31 protein-coding genes are annotated in these 24,885 nt (G+C 56.9%); all 31 read left to right on the top strand.

The features are described 5' to 3' along the window. The first annotated feature begins 64 nt into the window (after positions 1–64). The 31 genes from rplL (at position 65) to rpsM (ending at position 24,879) form a co-directional block, all read left to right on the top strand. The gene (rplL, locus tag ACI7M0_RS02215; protein ID WP_003255496.1) at positions 65–430 is read left to right on the top strand and encodes a 50S ribosomal protein L7/L12; all 366 of its coding nucleotides are present in this window, start codon (positions 65–67) and stop codon (positions 428–430) included. Positions 431–650: 220 nt separating this feature from the next. Next, positions 651–4,724, top strand: a complete 4,074-nt coding sequence (gene rpoB / locus ACI7M0_RS02220) for a DNA-directed RNA polymerase subunit beta (RefSeq protein WP_129932187.1) — start codon at positions 651–653, stop codon at positions 4,722–4,724. 64 nt (positions 4,725–4,788) lie between these two features. Beyond that, on the top strand, positions 4,789–8,988 hold the full coding sequence (rpoC, locus tag ACI7M0_RS02225; protein WP_014589475.1) for a DNA-directed RNA polymerase subunit beta': 4,200 nt from the start codon (positions 4,789–4,791) through the stop codon (positions 8,986–8,988). Between the two features lie 211 nt (positions 8,989–9,199). Next, positions 9,200–9,571 carry a 30S ribosomal protein S12 gene (gene rpsL / locus ACI7M0_RS02230; RefSeq protein WP_003255492.1) on the top strand — a complete coding sequence of 124 codons (372 nt, stop codon included), beginning with the start codon at positions 9,200–9,202 and terminating at the stop codon, positions 9,569–9,571. Positions 9,572–9,677: 106 nt separating this feature from the next. After that, positions 9,678–10,148 (top strand): 30S ribosomal protein S7, encoded by a 471-nt coding sequence (rpsG, locus tag ACI7M0_RS02235; RefSeq protein ID WP_003246741.1) that lies wholly within the window; start codon positions 9,678–9,680, stop codon positions 10,146–10,148. A 30-nt stretch (positions 10,149–10,178) separates the two neighbouring features. Next, positions 10,179–12,326 carry an elongation factor G gene (gene fusA, locus ACI7M0_RS02240; RefSeq protein ID WP_003255490.1) on the top strand — a complete coding sequence of 716 codons (2,148 nt, stop codon included), beginning with the start codon at positions 10,179–10,181 and terminating at the stop codon, positions 12,324–12,326. A 27-nt stretch (positions 12,327–12,353) separates the two neighbouring features. Next, complete coding sequence (gene tuf, locus ACI7M0_RS02245; RefSeq protein ID WP_010951775.1) at positions 12,354–13,547, top strand: elongation factor Tu; 1,194 nt, start codon at positions 12,354–12,356, stop codon at positions 13,545–13,547. 141 nt (positions 13,548–13,688) lie between these two features. Beyond that, positions 13,689–14,000, top strand: a complete 312-nt coding sequence (gene rpsJ, locus ACI7M0_RS02250; RefSeq protein WP_003186070.1) for a 30S ribosomal protein S10 — start codon at positions 13,689–13,691, stop codon at positions 13,998–14,000. 80 nt (positions 14,001–14,080) lie between these two features. Beyond that, complete coding sequence (rplC, locus tag ACI7M0_RS02255) at positions 14,081–14,716, top strand: 50S ribosomal protein L3 (protein ID WP_003255486.1); 636 nt, start codon at positions 14,081–14,083, stop codon at positions 14,714–14,716. Positions 14,717–14,728: 12 nt separating this feature from the next. Continuing rightward, positions 14,729–15,331, top strand: coding sequence for a 50S ribosomal protein L4 (gene rplD, locus ACI7M0_RS02260; RefSeq protein WP_003255485.1), 603 nt, complete (start codon positions 14,729–14,731; stop codon positions 15,329–15,331). Continuing rightward, positions 15,328–15,627, top strand: a complete 300-nt coding sequence (gene rplW / locus ACI7M0_RS02265) for a 50S ribosomal protein L23 (protein ID WP_003255484.1) — start codon at positions 15,328–15,330, stop codon at positions 15,625–15,627. The genes rplD and rplW overlap by 4 nt, the downstream gene beginning before the upstream one ends. Positions 15,628–15,641: 14 nt before the next feature. Further along, the gene (gene rplB / locus ACI7M0_RS02270; protein ID WP_003255483.1) at positions 15,642–16,466 is read left to right on the top strand and encodes a 50S ribosomal protein L2; all 825 of its coding nucleotides are present in this window, start codon (positions 15,642–15,644) and stop codon (positions 16,464–16,466) included. Between the two features lie 16 nt (positions 16,467–16,482). Further along, on the top strand, positions 16,483–16,758 hold the full coding sequence (gene rpsS / locus ACI7M0_RS02275; protein WP_003255482.1) for a 30S ribosomal protein S19: 276 nt from the start codon (positions 16,483–16,485) through the stop codon (positions 16,756–16,758). An 11-nt stretch (positions 16,759–16,769) separates the two neighbouring features. Then, positions 16,770–17,102: a 50S ribosomal protein L22 gene (gene rplV / locus ACI7M0_RS02280; RefSeq protein WP_003103908.1), complete on the top strand. Its 333-nt coding sequence runs from the start codon at positions 16,770–16,772 to the stop codon at positions 17,100–17,102. A 13-nt stretch (positions 17,103–17,115) separates the two neighbouring features. Further along, a complete protein-coding gene (gene rpsC / locus ACI7M0_RS02285) occupies positions 17,116–17,802 on the top strand; it encodes a 30S ribosomal protein S3 (protein ID WP_003255481.1) in 687 nt (228 codons plus the stop codon). A gap of 12 nt (positions 17,803–17,814) precedes the next feature. Then, positions 17,815–18,228 carry a 50S ribosomal protein L16 gene (rplP, locus tag ACI7M0_RS02290; protein ID WP_003255479.1) on the top strand — a complete coding sequence of 138 codons (414 nt, stop codon included), beginning with the start codon at positions 17,815–17,817 and terminating at the stop codon, positions 18,226–18,228. Then, on the top strand, positions 18,228–18,419 hold the full coding sequence (rpmC, locus tag ACI7M0_RS02295; RefSeq protein WP_002555481.1) for a 50S ribosomal protein L29: 192 nt from the start codon (positions 18,228–18,230) through the stop codon (positions 18,417–18,419). Before rplP ends, rpmC begins: the two co-directional genes overlap by 1 nt. Positions 18,420–18,421: 2 nt before the next feature. Then, a complete protein-coding gene (rpsQ, locus tag ACI7M0_RS02300; RefSeq protein WP_003255478.1) occupies positions 18,422–18,688 on the top strand; it encodes a 30S ribosomal protein S17 in 267 nt (88 codons plus the stop codon). Between the two features lie 23 nt (positions 18,689–18,711). Next, entirely contained in the window at positions 18,712–19,080 is a 369-nt protein-coding gene (gene rplN / locus ACI7M0_RS02305; RefSeq protein ID WP_002555479.1) for a 50S ribosomal protein L14, read from the top strand. Positions 19,081–19,091: 11 nt separating this feature from the next. Beyond that, a complete protein-coding gene (gene rplX, locus ACI7M0_RS02310) occupies positions 19,092–19,406 on the top strand; it encodes a 50S ribosomal protein L24 (RefSeq protein ID WP_003255476.1) in 315 nt (104 codons plus the stop codon). 20 nt (positions 19,407–19,426) lie between these two features. Then, positions 19,427–19,966, top strand: a complete 540-nt coding sequence (gene rplE, locus ACI7M0_RS02315; protein WP_003255474.1) for a 50S ribosomal protein L5 — start codon at positions 19,427–19,429, stop codon at positions 19,964–19,966. A 13-nt stretch (positions 19,967–19,979) separates the two neighbouring features. Continuing rightward, complete coding sequence (gene rpsN / locus ACI7M0_RS02320; RefSeq protein ID WP_003255472.1) at positions 19,980–20,285, top strand: 30S ribosomal protein S14; 306 nt, start codon at positions 19,980–19,982, stop codon at positions 20,283–20,285. Between the two features lie 208 nt (positions 20,286–20,493). Beyond that, positions 20,494–20,886, top strand: a complete 393-nt coding sequence (gene rpsH / locus ACI7M0_RS02325) for a 30S ribosomal protein S8 (RefSeq protein WP_003255471.1) — start codon at positions 20,494–20,496, stop codon at positions 20,884–20,886. A gap of 12 nt (positions 20,887–20,898) precedes the next feature. Further along, positions 20,899–21,432 (top strand): 50S ribosomal protein L6, encoded by a 534-nt coding sequence (rplF, locus tag ACI7M0_RS02330; protein ID WP_003255469.1) that lies wholly within the window; start codon positions 20,899–20,901, stop codon positions 21,430–21,432. Between the two features lie 10 nt (positions 21,433–21,442). Further along, a complete protein-coding gene (rplR, locus tag ACI7M0_RS02335) occupies positions 21,443–21,793 on the top strand; it encodes a 50S ribosomal protein L18 (RefSeq protein ID WP_003255467.1) in 351 nt (116 codons plus the stop codon). Between the two features lie 3 nt (positions 21,794–21,796). Continuing rightward, positions 21,797–22,297, top strand: coding sequence for a 30S ribosomal protein S5 (gene rpsE, locus ACI7M0_RS02340; RefSeq protein WP_003255465.1), 501 nt, complete (start codon positions 21,797–21,799; stop codon positions 22,295–22,297). A 2-nt stretch (positions 22,298–22,299) separates the two neighbouring features. Then, positions 22,300–22,476, top strand: a complete 177-nt coding sequence (rpmD, locus tag ACI7M0_RS02345; protein ID WP_003255463.1) for a 50S ribosomal protein L30 — start codon at positions 22,300–22,302, stop codon at positions 22,474–22,476. 3 nt (positions 22,477–22,479) lie between these two features. Next, on the top strand, positions 22,480–22,914 hold the full coding sequence (gene rplO, locus ACI7M0_RS02350) for a 50S ribosomal protein L15 (protein WP_003255461.1): 435 nt from the start codon (positions 22,480–22,482) through the stop codon (positions 22,912–22,914). Next, positions 22,915–24,246 carry a preprotein translocase subunit SecY gene (secY, locus tag ACI7M0_RS02355; protein WP_003257108.1) on the top strand — a complete coding sequence of 444 codons (1,332 nt, stop codon included), beginning with the start codon at positions 22,915–22,917 and terminating at the stop codon, positions 24,244–24,246. Positions 24,247–24,274: 28 nt separating this feature from the next. Beyond that, positions 24,275–24,391 (top strand): 50S ribosomal protein L36, encoded by a 117-nt coding sequence (gene rpmJ, locus ACI7M0_RS02360; protein ID WP_002555468.1) that lies wholly within the window; start codon positions 24,275–24,277, stop codon positions 24,389–24,391. A 131-nt stretch (positions 24,392–24,522) separates the two neighbouring features. After that, positions 24,523–24,879: a 30S ribosomal protein S13 gene (gene rpsM / locus ACI7M0_RS02365; protein ID WP_003255457.1), complete on the top strand. Its 357-nt coding sequence runs from the start codon at positions 24,523–24,525 to the stop codon at positions 24,877–24,879. Positions 24,880–24,885 lie beyond the last annotated feature (6 nt).

Consider the following 24,885-nt stretch of genomic DNA (forward strand, 5'->3'; position numbering starts at 1 on the left):
TTTCAAAATCATACGTTTAATTTGATGGCTGCGTAGGCTGTCACCCCAATACAGGATTTAAGTCATGTCTCTGACTAACGAACAAATCATCGAAGCAATCGGCCAGAAAACCGTTCTGGAAGTTGTTGAGCTGATCAAAGCAATGGAAGAAACCTTCGGCGTTACCGCTGCTGTTGCCGCTGCTGGCCCAGCTGCTGCTGCTGCCGTTGTTGAAGAGCAGACCGAGTTCAACGTTGTTCTGGTTGAAGCCGGCGACAAGAAAGTGAACGTGATCAAGGCCGTTCGCGAACTGACCGGTCTGGGCCTGAAAGAAGCCAAAGAGAAAGTCGATGGCGCTCCTCAGGTTGTAGCTGAAGGCGTTTCGAAAGAAGCCGCTGAAGACGCTAAGAAGAAGCTGGAAGAAGCAGGCGCTAAAGTCGAGCTGAAGTAATCTCGACCTTGCGATGCCAGCCTGAGCGTTGAGCGAAAGGCTGATGGCTGGTGGCTTATGCCACCGGCCTTTTTCCGTTATTGGTGGCCGGTCAGGCCGGTCCCGATAACGAGCTGCAAGACACCCATGTGGGTGGCGCAAACCAAGGGGTTTGCACGATTTTCTGGCTGCTCCCGCCGGGAGAAGCCAAACAAGCAGGTGACCAAGCTGGGGAACGCTGATGGCTTACTCATACACTGAGAAAAAACGTATCCGCAAGGACTTTAGCAAGTTGCCGGACGTCATGGATGTGCCTTACCTCCTGGCCATCCAGCTGGATTCGTATCGCGAATTCCTGCAAGCGGGAGCATCCAAGGATCACTTCCGCGACGTCGGCCTGCACGCGGCCTTCAAATCGGTATTCCCGATCATCAGCTACTCCGGCAATGCTGCCCTGGAGTACGTAGGCTATCGCCTGGGCGAACCCGCCTTCGATGTGAAGGAATGTGTCCTGCGTGGCGTGACCTTCGCGGTCCCACTGCGGGTCAAGGTGCGCCTGATCATCTTCGACAAGGAATCGTCGAACAAAGCGATCAAGGACATCAAAGAGCAAGAAGTCTACATGGGTGAAATCCCCCTGATGACTGAGAACGGTACCTTCGTTATCAACGGTACCGAGCGTGTGATCGTTTCCCAGCTGCACCGTTCGCCTGGTGTGTTCTTCGACCACGACCGTGGCAAGACCCACAGCTCGGGCAAGCTGCTGTACTCCGCTCGCATCATCCCTTACCGCGGTTCCTGGTTGGACTTCGAGTTCGACCCGAAGGACTGCGTGTTCGTGCGTATCGACCGTCGCCGCAAACTGCCGGCCTCGGTGCTGCTGCGCGCCCTGGGTTACAGCACTGAAGAAGTGCTGAACACCTTCTACACCACCAACGTGTTCCACATTTCCGGCGAAAAACTCAGCCTGGAACTGGTACCGCAGCGTCTGCGTGGTGAAGTTGCAGTCATGGACATCCATGACGAAACCGGCAAAGTCATCGTCGAGCAAGGCCGCCGTATTACCGCGCGCCACATCAACCAGCTCGAGAAGGCCGGCGTCAAGCAACTGGACGTTCCAATGGAATACGTCCTGGGCCGCACTACCGCCAAGGCTATCGTGCATCCGGCTACCGGCGAAATTCTCGCCGAATGCAACACCGAGATGACTACCGAGCTGCTGATCAAGGTCGCCAAGGCGCAGGTTGTCCGTATCGAGACCCTGTACACCAACGACATCGATTGCGGTCCGTTCATCTCTGACACTCTGAAGATCGATACGACCAGCAACCAACTGGAAGCGCTGGTCGAGATCTACCGCATGATGCGTCCAGGCGAGCCGCCAACCAAGGACGCAGCCGAGACCCTGTTCAACAACCTGTTCTTCAGTGCCGAGCGTTACGATCTGTCCGCCGTAGGCCGCATGAAGTTCAACCGTCGTATCGGTCGTACCGAGATCGAGGGTTCGGGCGTGCTGAGCAAGGAAGACATCGTCGAGGTTCTGAAGACCCTGGTCGATATCCGTAACGGCAAAGGCATCGTCGACGACATCGACCACCTGGGTAACCGTCGCGTACGTTGCGTCGGCGAGATGGCCGAGAACCAGTTCCGCGTTGGCCTGGTGCGTGTCGAGCGCGCGGTCAAGGAACGCCTGTCGATGGCGGAAAGCGAAGGCCTGATGCCGCAAGACCTGATCAACGCCAAGCCGGTAGCGGCAGCGGTGAAAGAGTTCTTCGGTTCCAGCCAGCTGTCCCAGTTCATGGACCAGAACAACCCTCTCTCGGAGATTACCCACAAGCGCCGCGTCTCCGCACTCGGCCCTGGCGGTCTGACCCGTGAGCGTGCCGGCTTCGAAGTCCGTGACGTACACCCGACCCACTATGGCCGTGTGTGCCCGATCGAGACCCCTGAAGGTCCGAACATCGGTCTGATCAACTCCCTGGCGGCCTACGCCCGCACCAACCAGTACGGCTTCCTGGAAAGCCCGTACCGCGTGGTGAAGGAAGGCGTTGTCAGCGACGACATCGTGTTCCTGTCGGCAATCGAAGAGGCAGATCACGTTATCGCACAGGCTTCGGCCGCGATGAACGACAAGAAGCAACTGATCGATGAGCTGGTAGCAGTTCGTCACCTGAACGAATTCACCGTCAAGGCGCCGGAAGACGTCACCCTGATGGATGTTTCGCCGAAGCAGGTTGTTTCCGTTGCAGCGTCGCTGATTCCGTTCCTCGAGCACGACGACGCCAACCGTGCGTTGATGGGTTCGAACATGCAGCGTCAGGCTGTACCAACCCTGCGTGCCGACAAGCCGCTGGTAGGTACTGGCATGGAGCGCAACGTTGCCCGTGACTCCGGTGTCTGCGTGGTTGCTCGCCGCGGTGGTGTGATCGACTCGGTCGACGCCAGCCGTATCGTTGTTCGCGTTGCCGACGACGAAGTGGAAACCGGCGAAGCAGGTGTGGATATCTACAACCTGACCAAGTACACCCGTTCGAACCAGAACACCTGCATCAACCAGCGTCCGCTGGTGAGCAGGGGTGACAAGGTTCAGCGTGGTGACATCATGGCCGACGGCCCGTCCACCGACATGGGTGAGCTGGCTCTGGGTCAGAACATGCGCATCGCGTTCATGGCGTGGAACGGCTTCAACTTCGAAGACTCCATCTGCCTGTCCGAACGTGTTGTTCAGGAAGATCGCTTCACCACCATCCACATTCAGGAACTGACCTGTGTGGCGCGTGACACCAAGCTTGGCCCAGAGGAAATCACTGCGGACATCCCGAACGTGGGTGAAGCCGCACTGAACAAGCTGGACGAAGCCGGTATCGTATACGTAGGTGCTGAAGTTGGCGCTGGCGACATCCTGGTCGGCAAGGTCACGCCAAAAGGCGAAACCCAGCTGACTCCGGAAGAAAAACTGCTGCGCGCAATCTTCGGTGAGAAGGCCAGCGACGTTAAGGACACCTCCCTGCGTGTGCCAACCGGCACCAAGGGTACTGTCATCGACGTACAGGTCTTCACCCGTGATGGCGTGGAGCGCGATAGCCGCGCGCTGGCCATCGAGAAGATGCAGCTCGACGAGATCCGCAAGGACCTCAACGAAGAGTTCCGCATTGTCGAAGGTGCAACCTTCGAGCGTCTGCGTTCTGCTCTGAACGGCCAAGTGGTTGATGGTGGTGCAGGTCTGAAGAAAGGCACCGTGATCACTGACGAGGTGCTGGACGGTCTGGAGCATGGCCAGTGGTTCAAACTGCGCATGGCTGAAGATGCACTGAACGAGCAGCTGGAAAAGGCTCAGCAGTACATCGTCGACCGTCGCCGTCTGCTGGACGACAAGTTCGAAGACAAGAAGCGCAAGCTGCAGCAGGGCGATGACCTGGCACCGGGCGTACTGAAGATCGTCAAGGTTTACCTGGCAATCCGCCGCCGCATCCAGCCGGGTGACAAGATGGCCGGTCGTCACGGTAACAAGGGTGTCGTCTCGGTCATCATGCCGGTTGAAGACATGCCGCACGATGCCAACGGTACTCCGGTTGACGTCGTACTGAACCCGCTGGGTGTACCTTCGCGTATGAACGTTGGTCAGATCCTTGAAACCCACCTGGGCCTCGCGGCCAAGGGTCTGGGCGAGAAGATCGACCGCATGCTCGAAGAGCAGCGTAAAGCCGCTGAGCTGCGCGTGTTCCTGACCGAGGTCTACAACGAGATCGGCGGTCGTCAGGAAAATCTCGACGAATTCACCGACGAAGAGATCCTGGCCCTGGCTAACAACCTGAAGAAAGGCGTGCCGATGGCTACCCCGGTCTTCGATGGTGCCAAGGAGCGCGAGATCAAGGCCATGCTGAAACTGGCCGACCTGCCAGAGAGCGGCCAGATGGTGCTGTTCGACGGCCGTACCGGCAACAAGTTCGAGCGTCCTGTGACCGTTGGTTACATGTACATGCTCAAGCTGAACCACTTGGTGGACGACAAGATGCACGCGCGTTCCACTGGTTCCTACAGCCTGGTTACCCAGCAGCCGCTGGGTGGTAAGGCGCAGTTCGGTGGTCAGCGTTTCGGGGAGATGGAAGTGTGGGCGCTGGAAGCATACGGCGCGGCATACACCCTGCAAGAAATGCTCACAGTGAAGTCGGACGACGTGAACGGCCGTACCAAGATGTACAAGAACATCGTGGATGGCGATCACCGTATGGAGCCGGGCATGCCCGAGTCCTTCAACGTGTTGATCAAAGAGATCCGTTCGCTCGGTATCGATATCGATCTGGAAACCGAATAACACGTGACGCGAAGGGGAGTGGGGCAGGTAATGCCCGCTCCCTGCTCCGCCAGGAGGAAAGGCCTTGAAAGACCTACTGAATTTGCTGAAAAACCAGGGTCAAGTCGAAGAGTTCGACGCCATCCGCATCGGTCTGGCGTCGCCTGAAATGATCCGTTCGTGGTCGTTCGGTGAAGTTAAGAAGCCGGAAACCATCAACTACCGTACGTTCAAGCCTGAGCGTGACGGCCTGTTCTGCGCCAAGATCTTTGGCCCAGTCAAGGACTACGAGTGCCTGTGCGGCAAGTACAAGCGCCTCAAGCACCGCGGCGTAATCTGCGAGAAGTGCGGCGTTGAAGTTGCCCTGGCGAAGGTTCGTCGTGAGCGCATGGCGCACATCGAGCTGGCCTCGCCGGTTGCCCACATCTGGTTCCTGAAGTCGCTGCCGTCCCGTATCGGCCTGCTGATGGACATGACCCTGCGTGATATCGAGCGCGTGCTCTACTTCGAGAGCTATGTCGTTATCGACCCGGGCATGACTACCCTGGAAAAGGGCCAGCTGCTGAACGACGAGCAGTACTTCGAAGCGCTGGAAGAGTTCGGTGACGACTTCGATGCCCGTATGGGTGCCGAGGCTGTCCGCGAGCTGCTGCACGCTATCGACCTGGAGCACGAGATCGGCCGCCTGCGCGAAGAAATTCCGCAGACCAACTCGGAAACCAAGATCAAGAAGCTTTCCAAGCGTCTGAAGCTGATGGAAGCTTTCCAGGGCTCGGGCAACCTGCCTGAGTGGATGGTCCTGACCGTCCTGCCAGTGCTGCCGCCGGACCTGCGTCCGCTGGTTCCGCTGGATGGTGGCCGTTTCGCGACTTCCGACCTGAACGACCTGTATCGCCGGGTGATCAACCGTAACAACCGTCTGAAGCGCCTGCTGGATCTGTCGGCGCCGGACATCATCGTGCGCAACGAAAAGCGCATGCTGCAGGAAGCGGTTGACGCTCTGCTGGACAACGGCCGTCGTGGTCGCGCCATCACTGGCTCGAACAAGCGTCCGCTGAAGTCCCTGGCCGACATGATCAAAGGTAAGCAAGGTCGCTTCCGTCAGAACTTGCTCGGTAAGCGTGTTGACTACTCCGGCCGTTCGGTAATTACCGTAGGTCCGACCCTGCGTCTGCACCAGTGCGGTCTGCCGAAGAAGATGGCCCTCGAGCTGTTCAAGCCGTTCATTTTCGGCAAGCTGGAAATGCGTGGTCTGGCGACCACCATCAAGGCTGCCAAGAAGATGGTCGAGCGCGAGCTGCCAGAGGTGTGGGACGTTCTCGCTGAAGTGATTCGCGAACACCCCGTACTGCTCAACCGTGCACCGACCCTTCACCGTCTGGGTATCCAGGCGTTTGAACCCGTACTGATCGAAGGTAAGGCTATCCAGCTGCACCCGCTGGTCTGTGCTGCGTACAACGCCGACTTCGACGGTGACCAGATGGCCGTTCACGTGCCGCTGACCCTGGAAGCCCAGCTCGAAGCGCGTGCGCTGATGATGTCGACCAACAACATCCTGTCGCCAGCCAACGGTGAGCCAATCATCGTTCCGTCGCAGGACGTTGTACTGGGTCTGTACTACATGACCCGGGAAGCCATCAATGCCAAGGGCGAAGGTCGCGTGTTCGCCGACCTGCAGGAAGTCGACCGCGTATTCCGCGCCGGCGAAGCCGCCCTGCACGCGAAAATCAAGGTTCGTATCAACGAAACCGTGAAAGAGCGTGATGGCTCGGTGGTCAAGAACACCCGCATCGTCGACACCACCGTAGGCCGTGCGCTGCTGTTCCAGGTTGTGCCGGCAGGTCTGCCGTATGACGTGGTCAACCAGCCGATGAAGAAAAAGGCGATCTCCAAGCTGATCAACCAGTGCTACCGCGTGGTTGGTCTGAAAGAGACCGTTATCTTCGCCGACCAACTGATGTACACCGGTTTCGCATACTCGACCATTTCCGGCGTTTCCATCGGTGTTAACGACTTCGTTATCCCGGACGAGAAAGCCCGCATCATCGGTAACGCTACCGACGAAGTGAAGGAAATCGAGAGCCAGTACGCCTCCGGTCTGGTAACCCAGGGCGAGAAGTACAACAAGGTCATCGACTTGTGGTCGAAGGCGAACGACGAAGTGTCCAAGGCGATGATGGCCAACCTCTCGAAAGAGAAGGTCATCGACCGCGAAGGCAAGGAAGTCGAGCAAGAGTCCTTCAACTCGATGTACATGATGGCTGACTCGGGTGCGCGGGGTTCCGCAGCCCAGATCCGTCAGCTGGCCGGTATGCGTGGTCTGATGGCCAAGCCGGACGGCTCCATCATCGAGACGCCGATCACTGCGAACTTCCGTGAAGGTCTGAGCGTACTTCAGTACTTCATCTCGACTCACGGTGCTCGTAAGGGTCTGGCGGATACCGCACTGAAAACCGCTAACTCCGGTTACCTGACTCGTCGTCTGGTGGACGTTGCCCAGGATCTGGTTGTGACCGAGATCGACTGCGGCACCGATCAGGGCCTGGTGATGACGCCACACATCGAAGGCGGCGACGTTGTAGAGCCGCTGGGTGAGCGTGTATTGGGTCGTGTCATCGCCCGTGACGTGTTCAAGCCAGGCACCGAGGACGTTATCGTTCCGGCCGGTACCTTGGTCGACGAGCAGTGGGTTGAGTTCATCGAGCTGAACAGCATCGACGAAGTGATCGTGCGTTCGCCGATCAACTGCGAAACCCGCTACGGCATCTGTGCCAAGTGCTACGGTCGTGACCTGGCTCGCGGTCACCAGGTGAACATCGGTGAAGCTGTCGGCGTTATCGCTGCCCAGTCGATCGGTGAACCGGGCACCCAGCTGACCATGCGTACGTTCCACATCGGTGGTGCTGCAAGCCGTACCTCGGCTGCCGACAGCGTCCAGGTTAAGAATGGCGGTATGGTGCGTCTGCACAACCTGAAGCAGGTTGAGCGTGCCGACGGTAACCTGGTTGCCGTATCGCGTTCGGGTGAGTTGGCGATTGCTGACGAGTTCGGTCGTGAGCGTGAACGCTACAAGCTGCCTTACGGTGCGGTGATTTCGGTCAAGGAAGGTGAAAAGGTCGAAGCTGGCGCCATCGTCGCCAAGTGGGACCCACACACCCACCCGATCGTTACCGAGCTGAAAGGTACCGTGACCTTCGTGGGCATGGAAGAAAACATCACCATCAAGCGTCAGACCGACGAACTGACCGGCTTGACCAACATTGAAGTACTGGACGTCAAGGATCGCCCTGCCGCAGGCAAGGAAATCCGTCCGGCAATCAAGATGGTCGATGCTGCAGGCAAGGACCTGTACCTGCCAGGTACTGACGTACCTGCCCAGTACTTCCTGCCGGCCAACGCCCTTGTCGGTGTGGCTGACGGTGCTCAGATCGGTGTTGGTGACGTTATCGCGCGTATCCCGCAAGAGACGTCGAAGACCCGTGACATCACCGGTGGTCTGCCGCGCGTTGCCGACCTGTTCGAAGCGCGTCGTCCGAAAGAAGCCTCGATTCTGGCTGAAGTCAGCGGCACCATCGCATTCGGTAAAGAGACCAAGGGCAAGCGTCGCCTGGTGATCACTCCGACCGACGGTAGCGATCCGTACGAAGAGCTGATTCCAAAGTGGCGCCACCTGAACGTCTTCGAAGGTGAACAGGTAAACCGCGGCGAAGTTATCTCCGACGGCCCGAGCGATCCGCATGACATCCTGCGTCTGCTGGGTGTGAGTGCGCTGGCGAAGTACATCGTCAACGAGATCCAGGACGTTTACCGTCTGCAAGGCGTGAAGATCAACGACAAGCACATCGAGACCATCCTGCGTCAGATGCTGCGCAAGGTTGAGATCTCCGAGTCGGGCGATTCCAGCTTCATCAAGGGCGACCAGATGGAACTGACCCAGGTGCTGGTAGAGAACGAGCGTCTCGCTAGCGAGGACAAGTTCATCTCCAAGTTCACCCGAGTGCTGCTGGGTATCACCAAGGCCTCGCTGTCCACCGAGTCGTTCATCTCCGCGGCTTCCTTCCAGGAAACAACCCGCGTACTGACCGAAGCGGCGGTAACCGGCAAGCGCGACTACCTGCGCGGCCTGAAAGAGAACGTGGTCGTGGGTCGTCTGATCCCGGCCGGTACTGGTCTGGCCTACCACAGCGAGCGCAAGCGTCGCCGTGATGCCGACAAACCGCTGCGTGTAAGCGCCAGTGAAGTGGAAGCTGCACTGACCGAAGCGCTGAATTCCAGCGGTAATTAAGTACAGGGCAAGGCCCCGGCAAGCCTCGGGCGATCATCGGCGACATGAAATGTTGCCGATGATCGGGCGGGGAGGGCCGGGGCCTCGTCTTGACTGGGTGCAAGATCCTCTTTAGACTTTTGTACCCTTAAATTTGGTGAGGCTCCGTCTCGCCAATTTTTGGCTTTCTTGCAAGACAATAGAGTCGCAAGACAATCAGTGGAGCTAGTAGATGGCAACTATCAACCAGCTGGTACGTCAGCCGCGTAAGCGTTCGGTCGAGAAGTCCGACGTTCCTGCGCTGCAGAACTGCCCGCAGCGTCGTGGCGTGTGCACCCGTGTGTACACCACCACGCCGAAAAAACCTAACTCGGCACTGCGTAAAGTATGCCGTGTGCGTCTGACCAACGGTTTCGAGGTTTCCTCGTACATCGGTGGTGAAGGCCACAACCTGCAAGAGCACAGCGTCGTCCTGATTCGTGGCGGCCGTGTAAAAGACTTGCCAGGTGTTCGTTACCACACCGTTCGCGGCTCTCTGGATACTTCGGGCGTTAAAGGCCGTAACCAGGGTCGTTCGAAGTACGGTACCAAGCGTCCGAAGTAATCGGTCGTTTGCAGACATCCATTTTTTTGAGTCGATAAGAGTAAGGTCGGGCGTGGGTCGAATGACCTGGTCCCGGGCTAACCTGAAGACCGTTTGAGGGCTTATCATGCCAAGACGTCGTGTAGCAGCAAAACGTGAGATCCTTGACGATCCGAAGTACGGATCCCAGATTCTCGCGAAGTTCATGAACCACGTGATGGAAAGCGGCAAGAAGGCCGTAGCCGAGCGCATCGTTTACGGTGCCCTGGATACCGTCAAAGCACGCAAGAACAGCGACCCCCTGGAAATCTTCGAGAAAGCTCTCGACGCCATCGCTCCGCTGGTCGAAGTAAAGTCCCGTCGTGTCGGCGGTGCCACTTACCAGGTCCCGGTTGAAGTTCGTCCATCCCGTCGTAACGCTCTGGCAATGCGCTGGCTCGTAGACTACGCCCGCAAGCGCGGCGAGAAGTCGATGGCTCTGCGTCTGGCCGGCGAACTGCTGGATGCTGCCGAAGGCAAGGGTGCTGCAGTCAAGAAGCGTGAAGACGTTCACCGTATGGCTGAAGCCAACAAAGCGTTCTCGCACTACCGCTTCTAATTCAAGCATCAATCTTTTTGCGAGGGCTTTATGGCTCGTACTACAGCAATTAACCGCTACCGTAACATTGGTATCTGTGCCCACGTTGACGCGGGCAAGACCACCACTACCGAGCGGATCCTGTTCTACACAGGTCTGAGCCACAAAATGGGCGAGGTGCATGACGGCGCCGCGACCACCGACTGGATGGTGCAGGAGCAGGAGCGGGGTATCACCATTACCTCCGCTGCCGTTACCACCTTCTGGAAAGGTTCCCGTGGTCAGTATGACAACTACCGCGTAAACGTTATCGATACCCCTGGCCACGTTGACTTCACCATTGAAGTAGAGCGTTCGCTGCGTGTACTCGACGGCGCGGTCGTTGTGTTCTGTGGCACCTCCGGCGTTGAGCCGCAGTCCGAAACCGTATGGCGTCAGGCCAACAAGTACGGCGTTCCGCGTGTTGTTTACGTGAACAAGATGGACCGTGCTGGTGCAAACTTCCTGCGCGTCGTAGGTCAGATCAAGAACCGTCTGGGTCACACTCCGGTTCCTGTTCAGCTGGCCATCGGTTCGGAAGATAACTTCCAGGGTCAGGTTGACCTGATCAAGATGAAGGCTATCTACTGGAACGACGACGACAAGGGTACTACCTACCGCGAGGAAGAAATTCCTGCGGATATGGTCGAGCTGGCTAACGAATGGCGCAACAACATGGTTGAAGCCGCCGCCGAAGCCACCGAAGAGCTGATGAACAAGTACCTTGAAGAAGGTGAGCTGTCCGTCGAAGAGATCAAGGCAGGCCTGCGCGCGCGCACCCTGGCCAGCGAGATCGTTCCGGCTGTCTGCGGTTCGTCGTTCAAGAACAAGGGTGTTCCCCTGGTTCTCGACGCCGTTATCGACTTCCTGCCAGCTCCGACCGAGATCCCTGCGATCAAGGGTATCCACCCTGACCTGATCGACGTGCCTAAGGACGAAGTCAAGCCAGAGCAGTTCGACGAGCGTCATGCTGACGACGACGAGCCGTTCTCGGCCCTGGCCTTCAAGATTGCCACCGACCCGTTCGTTGGTACTCTGACCTTCGTTCGCGTTTACTCGGGCTTCCTGACCTCCGGTGACTCCGTCATCAACTCGGTCAAAGGCAAGAAAGAGCGCGTTGGTCGTATGGTCCAGATGCACGCCAACCAGCGTGAAGAGATCAAAGAAGTACGTGCAGGCGACATCGCTGCTCTGATCGGCATGAAGGACGTCACTACTGGTGATACCCTGTGCAACGCCGACAAGCCGATCATCCTTGAGCGTATGGACTTCCCTGAGCCTGTGATTTCGCTCTCTGTAGAGCCGAAAACCAAGCAGGACCAGGAGAAGATGGGTATCGCACTGGGCAAGCTGGCTCAGGAAGACCCATCGTTCCGCGTCAAGACCGATGAAGAAACCGGTCAGACCATCATCTCCGGTATGGGTGAGCTGCACCTGGACATCCTCGTTGACCGCATGAAGCGCGAATTCAACGTCGAAGCCAACATCGGCAAGCCGCAGGTTTCGTACCGCGAGAAGATCACCAAATCCAACGTCGAGATCGAAGGCAAGTTCGTTCGTCAGTCGGGTGGTCGTGGTCAGTTCGGTCACTGCTGGGTTCGCTTCTCCGAGCCGGACGTGGACGACAAGGGCAACATCACAGAAGGTCTGGTGTTCTCCAACGAAGTCGTTGGTGGTGTGATTCCTAAGGAATACATCCCTGCGATCCAGAAGGGTATCGAAGAGCAGATGAAAAACGGCGTTGTTGCCGGTTATCCTCTGATCGGCCTGAAGGCCGCGGTATTCGACGGTTCGTACCACGACGTCGACTCCAACGAAATGGCGTTCAAGATCGCTGCTTCGATGGCGACCAAGCAACTGGCCCAGAAGGGCGGTGGCGTGGTTCTCGAGCCGATCATGAAAGTCGAAGTTGTAACCCCGGAAGACTACCTGGGTGACGTGATGGGTGACCTGAACCGTCGTCGTGGTCTGGTCCAGGGTATGGATGAGTCGGTCTCTGGCCGCGTCGTCCGTGCTGAAGTACCGCTCGGAGAGATGTTCGGTTACGCAACCGACGTTCGTTCCATGTCTCAGGGTCGCGCAAGCTACTCCATGGAATTCTCCAAATACGCCGAAGCTCCGTCGAACATCGTCGAAGCACTCGTTAAAAAACAAGGCTAATCCCCTTTAGGCAAGAGGTTCACTGTCGTGGCTAAAGAAAAATTTGATCGTTCCCTTCCCCACGTTAACGTCGGCACCATCGGCCACGTTGACCACGGTAAGACCACTCTGACCGCAGCTCTGACTCGCGTCTGCTCCGAAGTTTTCGGTTCGGCAGTCGTTGAGTTCGACAAGATCGACTCGGCTCCGGAAGAAAAAGCGCGCGGTATCACCATCAACACCGCTCACGTCGAGTACAACTCGAACATTCGTCACTACGCTCACGTTGACTGCCCAGGTCACGCTGACTACGTGAAGAACATGATCACCGGTGCTGCCCAGATGGACGGCGCGATCCTGGTTTGCTCGGCCGCCGATGGTCCGATGCCACAAACCCGTGAGCACATCCTGCTGTCCCGTCAGGTAGGCGTTCCGTACATCGTGGTCTTCCTGAACAAGGCTGACCTGGTTGACGACGCTGAGCTGCTGGAACTGGTCGAGATGGAAGTTCGCGACCTGCTGTCCACCTACGACTTCCCAGGCGACGACACTCCGATCATCATCGGTTCCGCTCGTATGGCCCTGGAAGGCAAAGACGACAACGAAATGGGCACTACCGCTGTCAAGAAGCTGGTAGAAACTCTGGATGCCTACATCCCTGAGCCAGTTCGTGCCATCGACCAGCCGTTCCTGATGCCGATCGAAGACGTATTCTCGATCTCGGGTCGTGGTACCGTTGTTACCGGTCGTATCGAGCGTGGTATCGTCCGCGTTCAGGATCCGCTGGAAATCGTTGGTCTGCGTGACACCACCACCACCACCTGCACCGGTGTTGAGATGTTCCGCAAGCTGCTGGACGAAGGTCGTGCTGGCGAGAACTGCGGCGTTCTGCTGCGTGGTACCAAGCGTGACGACGTTGAGCGTGGCCAGGTTCTGGTCAAGCCAGGTTCGGTCAAGCCGCACACCAAGTTCACCGCAGAAGTCTACGTCCTGTCGAAGGAAGAAGGCGGCCGTCACACTCCGTTCTTCAAAGGCTACCGTCCACAGTTCTACTTCCGTACCACTGACGTGACCGGTAACTGCGAACTGCCGGAAGGCGTTGAAATGGTAATGCCAGGTGACAACATTCAGATGACTGTTACCCTGATCAAGACCATCGCAATGGAAGACGGTCTGCGCTTCGCTATCCGTGAAGGCGGTCGTACCGTCGGCGCCGGCGTTGTGGCCAAAATCATCGAGTAATCACTCGACCGATTGAAAAAACCCCCGCTCAGCGGGGGTTTTTTTTATTGGGTTGACACTAATTGGGGGCGTCTATAGAATCACGCCTCCTTTTAGCGGGCGTAGTGCGTCCGTTGGGAACAGCCTGGAGTCTGAAATCCAATGCAAAATCAGCAAATCCGTATCAGGTTGAAGGCTTTCGACCATCGCCTGATCGACCAATCCACCCAGGAAATCGTGGAAACCGCGAAACGTACTGGTGCACAAGTGCGTGGTCCAATTCCACTGCCTACCCGCAAAGAGCGTTTCACCGTTCTGGTCTCCCCGCACGTCAACAAAGACGCGCGTGACCAGTACGAGATTCGCACTCATAAGCGTGTTCTGGACATCGTCCAGCCAACGGATAAAACCGTTGACGCGCTGATGAAGCTTGATCTGGCGGCAGGTGTGGAAGTACAGATCAGCCTCGGCTAAGACTTCGGTCTAGTCGTGTAACGCTCTGAAATGGGCGGCCATAGCGGGTGAAAGCCCCGTACACTCATGAGGTTTACAACATGACTATTGGTGTAATCGGTCGCAAGTGCGGTATGACCCGCATTTTCACCGAAGAAGGTGTCTCCATTCCGGTCACGGTCATTGAGATCGAGCCGAATCGCGTCACCCAGTTCAAAACTGAAGAAACCGATGGCTACCGTGCAGTGCAAGTCACTGTCGGCGAGCGTCGTGCTTCGCGTGTGACTGCCGCTCAGGCAGGCCACTTCGCCAAGGCCAACGTTGCCGCTGGTCGCGGTGTTTGGGAGTTCCGTCTTGAAGAAGGCGATTTCCAGGCTGGCGATCTGATCAAAGCTGAACTCTTCACTGCAGGCCAGCTGGTAGACGTTACTGGTCAGTCCAAAGGTAAAGGCTTCGCCGGTACCATCAAGCGCTGGAACTTCCGTGGTCAGGACAACACCCACGGTAACTCCGTGTCGCACCGTGTTCCTGGTTCCATCGGCCAGTGCCAGACTCCTGGTCGTGTGTTCAAGGGCAAGAAAATGTCCGGTCACATGGGCGCCGAGCGCGTGACTGTTCAGTCCCTGGAAGTAGTTCGCGTAGACGCTGAACGCAACCTGCTGCTGATCAAGGGTGCCGTACCTGGCGCTACTGGCGGCGACGTGGTTGTACGTCCAGCTGTCAAGGCTCGCGGTTAAGGGGAAACTGACATGCAACTTAATGTAAATGACGCTCAGGCGATCGAAGTTTCCGAACTGACTTTCGGTGGCGAATTCAACGAGACGCTGGTTCACCAAGCAGTCGTGGCCTACATGGCCGGCGGCCGTCAGGGCACCAAGCAGCAGAAGACCCGTTCCGACGTGGCTGGTGGCGGTAAGCGCCCATGGCGTCAGAAGGGTACTGGCCGTGCTCGTGCTGGTACCACTCGTGGTCCGATCTGGCGTGGCGGTGGTGTAACCTTCGCAGCTCGCCCTCAAGATCACTCGCAAAAGCTCAACAAGAAGATGTATCGCGCAGCTCTGCGCTCCATCCTCGCTGAGCTGGTGCGTAGCGACCGTCTGGTCGTGGTTCAGGACTTCGCTGTTGAAGCACCGAAAACCAAAGATCTGCTGAACAAGCTGAACGGCATGGGTCTGAGCGATGTACTGATCGTTTCCGACGCTGTTGATCAGAACCTGTACCTGGCTGCTCGTAACCTGCCGCACGTCGACGTACGTGACGTACAAGGTTCCGACCCGGTCAGTCTGATCGCATACGAGAAAGTGTTGATCACTGTCTCGGCCGTGAAGAAATTCGAGGAGCTGCTGGGATGAACCAGGAACGCGTATTCAAAGTCCTCCTTGGCCCGCACGTTTCCGAGAAGGCTACCGTTCTGGCTGAGAAAAAAGGCCAGTTCGTATTCAAGGTTGCTACTGATGCAACCAAGCTGGAAATCAAGAAAGCTGTCGAAGGCCTGTTCAACGTAAAAGTTGAAAACGTGTCGACTGTTAACGTTCTGGGTAAAACCAAGCGTACCGCACGTGGTCTGGGCAAGCGTAATGACTGGAAGAAGGCGATCGTCTCCCTTCAGCCAGGCCAAGATCTCGATTTCAGCAGCAGTGCTGAGTAAGGAAGGGGTGCATCATGGCAATCGTTAAATGCAAACCGACTTCCCCTGGCCGCCGTTTCGTGGTCAAGGTGGTCAACAAGGAGCTGCACAAAGGCGCTCCTCACGCACCGCTGATCGAGAAAAAATCGAAGTCTGGTGGTCGTAACAACAATGGCCGCATTACCACTCGTCACGTTGGTGGTGGTCACAAGCAGCATTACCGTCTGGTCGACTTCCGTCGCAACGACAAAGATGGCATTCCAGCCACTGTCGAGCGTATCGAATACGATCCAAACCGTACTGCTCACATCGCCCTGCTGTGCTACGCAGACGGTGAGCGTCGCTACATCATCGCGCCTAAAGGCGTGAGCGCTGGCGACCAGCTGATCGCAGGTGCCCTGGCCCCAATCAAGGCCGGTAACTCCCTGCAGCTGCGCAACATTCCAGTAGGTAGCACCATTCACGGCATCGAACTGAAGCCGGGTAAAGGTGCTCAGATCGCTCGTTCCGCTGGTGCTTCGGCTCAGCTGATCGCTCGCGAAGGTGTCTACGTGACCCTGCGTCTGCGCTCTGGTGAAATGCGTAAAGTCCTGGCTGAGTGCCGTGCGACCCTGGGCGAAGTCTCGAACTCCGAGCACAGCCTGCGTTCGCTGGGTAAAGCTGGTGCCAAACGCTGGCGCGGCGTTCGCCCAACCGTTCGTGGTGTTGCCATGAACCCGGTTGACCACCCACACGGTGGTGGTGAAGGTCGTACCTCCGGTGGTCGTCATCCGGTATCGCCATGGGGCTTCCCAACCAAGGGTGCTAAAACCCGTGGTAATAAGCGTACCGACAACATGATCGTCCGTCGTCGCAAGTAACTAGAGGGATACGACAGTGCCACGTTCTCTGAAAAAAGGTCCTTTTATCGATCTTCACCTGTTGAAGAAGGTCGAAGTGGCGGTGGAGAAGAACGATCGCAAGCCAGTTAAAACCTGGTCGCGCCGTTCGATGATCCTGCCACAAATGGTCGGTCTGACCATCGCGGTTCACAACGGTCGCCAGCATGTTCCAGTTCTCGTGAACGAAGACATGGTCGGCCACAAACTGGGCGAGTTCGCCGGTACCCGCACCTATCGCGGGCACGTGGCTGACAAGAAAGCCAAGCGTTAAGGGGTAAGGAAATGGAAGTAGCCGCTAAGTTGTCGGGCGCTCGCATCTCCGCCCAGAAAGCCCGCTTGGTCGCCGACCAGATCCGCGGGAAGAAGGTGGGCGAAGCGCTCAACCTGTTGGCCTTCAGCAGCAAAAAAGCCGCTGAAATCATGAAGAAAGTCCTCGAGTCGGCCGTAGCCAACGCCGAACACAACGAAGGCGCAGACGTTGATGACCTGAAGGTCTCCACCGTCTTCGTCAACGAAGGGCGTTCGCTGAAGCGCATCATGCCACGTGCCAAAGGCCGTGCTGATCGCATCGTCAAGCGGTCTTGCCATATCACTGTCAAGGTTGCGGACAAGTAACGGAGTCGATCAGATGGGTCAGAAAGTACATCCCACTGGCATTCGCCTGGGAATCGTCAAGGAGCACACCTCCGTCTGGTACGCAGACGGTGCTACTTACGCAGATTACCTGTTGAAGGATCTGAAAACGCGTGAGTACCTCCAAGACAAACTAAAAAGCGCGTCCGTAAGCCGTATCGATATTCATCGTCCGGCTCAAACTGCACGCATCACCATCCACACCGCTCGTCCCGGTATCGTTATCGGTAAGAAAGGTGAAGATGTCGAGAAGCTGCGTCAGGACCTGACCAAGCAGATGGGTGTGCCTGTGCACATCAACATCGAAGAGATCCGCAAGCCGGAACTCGACGCTATGCTGGTTGCGCAGAGCGTAGCTCAGCAGCTGGAACGCCGTGTAATGTTCCGTCGCGCCATGAAGCGCGCGGTACAGAACGCCATGCGTATTGGTGCCAAGGGCATCAAGATCCAGGTGAGCGGTCGTCTCGGCGGTGCTGAGATTGCTCGTACCGAGTGGTATCGCGAAGGTCGTGTGCCTCTGCACACCCTGCGTGCCGATATCGACTACAACACCTACGAAGCTCACACCACTTACGGTGTGATCGGTGTGAAGGTTTGGATCTTCAAAGGCGAAGTTATTGGTGGTCGCCAAGAAGAACTGAAACCACAAGCACCAGCGCCTCGTAAAAAAGCTGCTAAGTAAGGGGTACGCCAAATGTTGCAACCAAAGCGTACAAAATTCCGCAAGCAGATGACTGGCCACAACCGTGGTCTGGCACTGCGCGGTAGCAAAGTCAGCTTCGGCGAATTCGCCCTGAAAGCTGTTGCTCGCGGTCGCCTCACCGCTCGCCAGATCGAGTCCGCACGTCGTGCGCTGACCCGTCACGTTAAGCGTGGCGGTAAGATCTGGATCCGTGTGTTCCCGGACAAGCCGATCTCCAAAAAACCTCTTGAGGTTCGTATGGGTAAAGGTAAGGGCTCCGTGGAATACTGGGTTGCCCAGATTCAGCCAGGCAAAGTCCTGTACGAGATCGAGGGTGTTTCTGAAGAGCTGGCGCGCGAAGCTTTCGCCCTGGCTGCTGCAAAGCTGCCTCTCGCCACCTCCTTTGTTAAGCGGACGGTGATGTGATGAAAGCGAATGAACTTCGTGAAAAATCGGCACAGCAACTGAACGAGCAACTGCTCGGCTTGCTGCGCGACCAGTTCAATCTGCGTATGCAGAAAGCAACTGGCCAGTTGGGGCAGTCGCACCTGCTCTCGCAAGTTAAGCGTGACATCGCTCGCGTGAAAACTGTGCTCAACCAGCAGGCAGGTAAGTGATCATGGCTGAAGCTGAAAAAACCGTCCGTACGCTGACTGGCCGTGTCGTCAGCGACAAAATGGACAAGACCATCACCGTTCTGATCGAGCGTCGCGTAAAGCACCCGATCTACGGTAAATACGTTAAGCGTTCGACTAAGCTGCACGCGCACGACGAAGCCAACCAGTGCAAGATCGGCGACAAGGTTTCCATCCGTGAAACCCGTCCGCTGGCCAAGACCAAGTCCTGGGCACTGGTTGAAGTCCTCGAACGCGCTGTTGAAGTCTAAGGGCTAAGGGTCGGAGAAATTTTATGATTCAGACTCAATCCATGCTCGATGTGGCCGATAACAGCGGCGCTCGTCGCGTCATGTGCATCAAGGTACTCGGCGGTTCGCACCGCCGTTACGCCGGTATCGGTGACATCATCAAAGTAACCGTCAAGGAAGCAATTCCGCGCGGTAAGGTCAAAAAAGGCCAAGTGATGACCGCTGTCGTCGTACGTACCCGTCACGGTGTTCGTCGCGCTGACGGTTCCATCATTCGTTTCGACGGCAACGCTGCTGTTCTGCTGAACAACAAGCAAGAGCCGATCGGCACTCGCATCTTCGGGCCAGTGACCCGTGAACTTCGTACTGAGAAGTTCATGAAGATCGTCTCGCTCGCCCCTGAAGTGCTGTAAGGAGATCCGACATGCAAAAGATTCGTCGTGACGACGAGATCATCGTGATCGCCGGCAAAGACAAAGGTAAGCGCGGTAAGGTGCTGAAGGTTCTGGCTGATGACCGTCTGGTTATCGGTGGCGTGAACCTGGTCAAGCGTCATACCAAGCCTAACCCGATGGCGGGCGTACAGGGCGGTATCGTCGAGAAAGAAGCGCCTCTGCACGCTTCCAACGTTGCCATCTTCAACGGTGAAACCAACAAGGCTGACCGCGTTGGTTTCAAAGTAGAAGACGGTAAAAAAATTCGTGTCTTCAAGTCGACCCAAAAAGCGGTTGATGCTTGAACACTGCTAGGTAGAAGACCATGGCACGACTGAAAGAGATTTACCGGAACGAAATCGCTCCTAAGCTTAAGGAAGAACTTAAGCTGTCGAACGTGATGGAAGTTCCGCGCGTTACCAAGATCACCCTGAACATGGGTCTGGGCGAAGCGATCGGCGACAAGAAAGTCATCGAGCACGCTGTTGCTGACCTGGAAAAGATCACCGGTCAAAAGCCGGTCGTGACTTTCGCTCGCAAATCCATCGCTGGCTTCAAAGTCCGCGAAGGCTGGCCGATCGGCGTCAAGGTGACCCTGCGTAGCGACAAGATGTACGAATTCCTGGACCGCCTGCTGGCGATCTCCCTGCCTCGGGTTCGCGACTTCCGCGGCCTGAATGCCAAGTCCTTCGATGGTCGTGGCAACTACAGCATGGGCGTGAAAGAGCAGATCATCTTCCCGGAAATCGACTACGACAAGATCGATGCTCTGCGCGGTTTGGACATCACCCTGACCACCACTGCTCGTTCGGACGACGAAGGCCGCGCTCTGCTGCGTGCTTTCAAGTTCCCGTTCCGCAACTGATTGGAGTAGGAAAATGGCCAAGAAGAGCATGAAAAACCGCGAGCTGAAGCGTCAGCTCACGGTAGCAAAGTTCGCTAAGAAGCGTGCTGAGCTGAAAGCGACCATCGTCAACCTGAACGCCTCTCCAGAAGAGCGTTTCGCTGCCGTTGTCGCTCTGCAGAAGCAGCCACGCGACGCTAGCGCCTCGCGCCTGCGCAACCGTTGCCGCCTGACCGGTCGTCCTCACGGTGTATACCGTAAGTTCGGCCTGGGCCGTAACATGCTGCGTCAAGCTGCAATGCGCGGTGACGTACCAGGTCTGGTCAAGGCCTCCTGGTAATCGCTGCAGGCAAGGCACGGGTGGAAGGGGAGCAATCTTCCGACCGCCGGTGACCTTGCCAACAAACAAGCCCCTATATGGGGCTTGTTTCGTTTCTGTCTTGTGTCTAGAATGACCGGCTCACCTGAGCCTGGGTTTTTGCCCAAACCGTTCGGGTGGTTGTCATAGCCGCAAGGCTAATAATTCTTGTATCAGGAGCATCTAGCCCATGAGTATGCAGGACCCGTTAGCGGACATGCTAACTCGCATCCGTAATGCCCAGATGGCTGAAAAGTCCGTCGTAAGCATGCCTTCCTCTACCCTGAAGGTCGCGGTTGCCAAAGTTCTGAAGGACGAAGGTTACATCGCTGGCTACCAGGTAACTGGTGAGGCCAAGCCTTCCCTGTCGATCGAACTGAAGTACTTCGAAGGCCGTCCGGTCATCGAGGAACTGAAGCGCTCCAGCCGTCCAGGCCTGCGCCAGTACAAGGCCGTCACCGATCTGCCGAAAGTACGTGGCGGTCTGGGCGTGTCTATCGTCTCCACCAACAAAGGTGTGATGACTGATCGCGCTGCGCGCGCTGCCGGTGTCGGCGGCGAAGTTCTGTGCACAGTGTTCTAAGGGGGGATAGACATGTCTCGCGTCGCTAAGAACCCCGTTAAGCTGCCATCCGGTGTCGAAGTCAAATTCGCCGGTCAGCAGCTTTCGGTGAAGGGTGCCAAAGGTACTCTCGAACTGAACGTTCACTCGTCTGTTGAAGTTACCGAAGAGTCTGGTGAGCTGCGTTTCGTCGCTCGCAATGGTGACCAGCAAGCTCGTGCCATGGCCGGTACCACCCGCGCTCTGGTCAACAACATGGTCCAAGGCGTAAGCCAAGGCTTCGAGCGCAAGCTCCAGCTGGTCGGTGTTGGTTACAAGGCACAGGCTAAAGGCACCGTCCTGAACCTGGCCCTGGGCTTCTCTCACCCAGTGGACTACGAACTGCCAGCCGGTATCACCGCTGAAACACCTAGCCAGACCGACATCCTGATCAAGGGTATCGACAAGCAGCTGGTAGGTCAGGTGGCCGCTGAAATCCGCGACTTCCGTCCGCCAGAGCCTTACAAAGGTAAAGGTGTGCGTTACGCGGACGAAGTAGTCCGTCGTAAAGAAGCCAAGAAGAAGTAGGGCCTAGTAAATGACCGACAAAAAAGTTATTCGACTGCGTCGCGCTCGCAAAGCACGTCTCAAGATGCACGAACTCGAAGTCGTGCGCCTGTGCGTGTTCCGCTCCTCGCAGCACATCTACGCCCAGGTCATTTCGGCCGACGGCAGCAAGGTTCTGGCAAGCGCCTCGACCTTGGACAAAGACCTGCGTGATGGCGCCACTGGCAACATCGACGCGGCCACTAAGGTTGGCAAGCTGGTAGCTGAGCGTGCGAAAGCCGCCGGTGTATCTCAAGTTGCCTTTGACCGTTCCGGCTTCAAGTACCATGGCCGCGTCAAAGCGCTGGCTGATGCTGCTCGTGAAGGCGGGCTGGAGTTCTAAGTTATGGCAAATAACGATCAAAAGCGCGACGAAGGCTACATCGAGAAGCTGGTTCAAGTTAACCGCGTTGCCAAAACCGTAAAAGGCGGCCGTATCTTCACCTTCACCGCGCTGACCGTGGTTGGTGATGGTAAAGGTCGTGTTGGCTTCGGCCGTGGCAAGTCGCGCGAAGTACCAGCCGCGATCCAGAAAGCCATGGAAGCTGCTCGCCGCAACATGATCCAGGTTGACCTGAAGGGCACCACCCTGCAGTACGCCACCAAGGCTGCCCACGGCGCCTCGAAGGTTTACATGCAGCCTGCCTCGGAAGGTACCGGTATCATCGCCGGTGGCGCAATGCGTGCTGTCCTGGAAGTTGCTGGTGTTCAGAACGTTCTGGCCAAGTGCTACGGTTCGACCAACCCAGTGAACGTGGTTTACGCCACCTTCAAGGGTCTGAAAGCCATGCAATCTCCTGAATCCATTGCCGCCAAGCGTGGCAAGAGCGTCGAGGAGATCTTCTGATCATGGCAACCGTAAAAGTAACGCTGATCAAGAGCGTCTCGGGCCGTCTGCCTAACCACAAGCTGTGTGTTAAAGGCCTGGGTCTGCGTCGCATCGGTCACACTGTAGAAGTCCAGGATACTCCCGAGAACCGCGGGATGATCAACAAGGCTTACTACATGCTGAAGGTCGAGGGCTAATCGATGAAACTCAATGATCTGAGTCCAGCGCCGGGTTCCCGTCGCGAGAAGCATCGTCCAGGTCGTGGTATCGGTAGCGGTCTGGGTAAGACCGGCGGCCGTGGCCACAAAGGTCAGACTTCCCGTTCGGGTGGTTCGATCGCTCCTGGCTTCGAAGGCGGTCAACAGCCGCTGCACCGTCGCCTGCCGAAGTTCGGCTTCGTTTCCCTGAAAGCCATGGACCGCGCTGAAGTGCGTCTGTCCGAGCTGGCCAAAGTGGAAGGCGACGTGATCTCCGTGCAATCCCTGAAGGATGCCAACGTGATCAACCAGCACATTCAGCGTGTGAAAATCATGCTGTCTGGCGAAGTTACTCGCGCAGTCACCATCAAGGGTATCGCAGCCACCAAGGGTGCGCGTGCGGCTATCGAAGCAGCTGGCGGCAAATTCGAGGAATAAATGGCTAAGCAAGGTGCTCTCTCTTCGCTCGGTAAGGGCGGGATGTCGGAACTCTGGGCTCGTCTGCGCTTTCTGTTCATGGCGATCATCGTCTATCGGATAGGTGCGCATATCCCGGTTCCCGGCATCAATCCGGACCGTCTGGCGGATCTGTTTCGGCAGAATGAGGGGACCATTCTTAGCTTGTTCAACATGTTTTCCGGTGGCGCGCTCGAGCGCATGAGCATCTTTGCACTGGGGATCATGCCGTACATTTCGGCATCGATCATCATGCAGTTGATGACGGCGGTCAGCCCGCAACTGGAGCAGTTGAAGAAGGAAGGTGAAGCTGGCCGTCGCAAGATCAGCCAGTACACCCGCTACGGCACCGTTATCCTGGCACTGGTCCAAGCCATTGGCATGTCTATTGGCCTGGCCAACCAGGGCGTGGCGTTTTCTGTAGGCCTGGGCTTCCATGTCGTCGCTGTTTCCACTTTCGTGGCAGGCGCGATGTTCATGATGTGGCTGGGCGAGCAGATCACCGAGCGCGGTGTGGGCAACGGTATCTCGATGTTGATTTTCGCGGGTATCGTTGCCGGTCTTCCGAGAGCAATCGGGCAGTCTTTCGAGTCTGCACGCACAGGCGATATCAACATTTTCGCCCTGGTCGCCATCGGTCTGCTGGCAGTAGCGATTATCGGTTTTGTGGTGTTCATTGAGCGTGGTCAGCGTCGTATCGCCGTTCATTACGCCAAGCGTCAGCAGGGCCGTAAGGTCTTCGCTGCGCAGACTAGCCACTTGCCGCTGAAAGTGAACATGGCGGGGGTTATCCCGGCTATTTTCGCGAGCAGCATTCTGCTGTTCCCGGCTTCGCTGGGTGCCTGGTTTGGTCAGTCCGAAGGTATGGGCTGGCTGCAGGACATCTCGCAGTCGATCGCTCCTGGTCAGCCGTTGAACATTCTGCTGTTTAGTGCAGGGATCATTTTCTTCTGCTTCTTCTACACAGCGTTGATGTTCAACCCGAAAGACGTAGCGGAAAACCTGAAGAAGTCCGGTGCCTTTATTCCGGGTATCCGTCCTGGTGAGCAGTCGGCACGCTACATTGATGGCGTTTTGACCCGTTTGACCATGTTCGGTGCTCTTTACATGATGGCCGTCTGCCTTCTGCCCCAGTTCCTGGTGGTGGCAGCAAATGTGCCGTTCTACCTTGGCGGGACCTCGTTGCTGATTGTGGTAGTGGTTGTGATGGACTTCATGTCCCAAGTACAATCGCACCTCGTTTCGCACCAGTACGAATCCCTGATGAAGAAAGCCAACCTGAAAGGCTACGGTGGCAGCGGTTTGCTGCGCTGATACGCCCCTAAGGTTCGAGGAGTCGGTAATGAAAGTTCGTGCATCGGTGAAAAAGCTGTGCCGTAACTGCAAGATCATCCGTCGCGAAGGCGTCGTACGAGTGATCTGCAGCGCGGAACCGCGTCACAAACAGCGCCAAGGCTGAGTGTGATCTGCGCTTCAAACCCAGCAGCTAGTGTGCTGCTGGGTTGATTATTCGTTTCTACAGCGATATTATCTCGCGCCCTATTTCTTGGCTTCCGGGGCGTAGGTAGCTGTCAATTGGAGTCCCACTGAATGGCCCGTATTGCAGGCGTCAACATTCCAGATAACAAGCATACTGTTATCTCGCTGACCTACATCTATGGTGTCGGTCGCACAACTGCACAGAAGATTTGTGCAGACGCTGGTGTAAACCCAGCCGCTAAGATCAAGGATCTGAGCGACGAGCAAATCGAAACCCTGCGTGGCGAAGTCGCGAAGTTCACCACCGAAGGTGACCTGCGTCGTGACATCAACATGAAGATCAAGCGCTTGATGGACCTGGGTTGCTACCGCGGCCTGCGTCATCGTAAAGGTCTGCCGGTTCGCGGTCAGCGCACCAAGACCAACGCACGCACCCGTAAGGGCCCGCGTAAGCCGATCCGCAAGTAATCGCCC

It is taken from the genome of Pseudomonas sp. 10(2024) (assembly GCF_045164175.1).
GTDB lineage: Bacteria > Pseudomonadota > Gammaproteobacteria > Pseudomonadales > Pseudomonadaceae > Aquipseudomonas > Aquipseudomonas alloputida.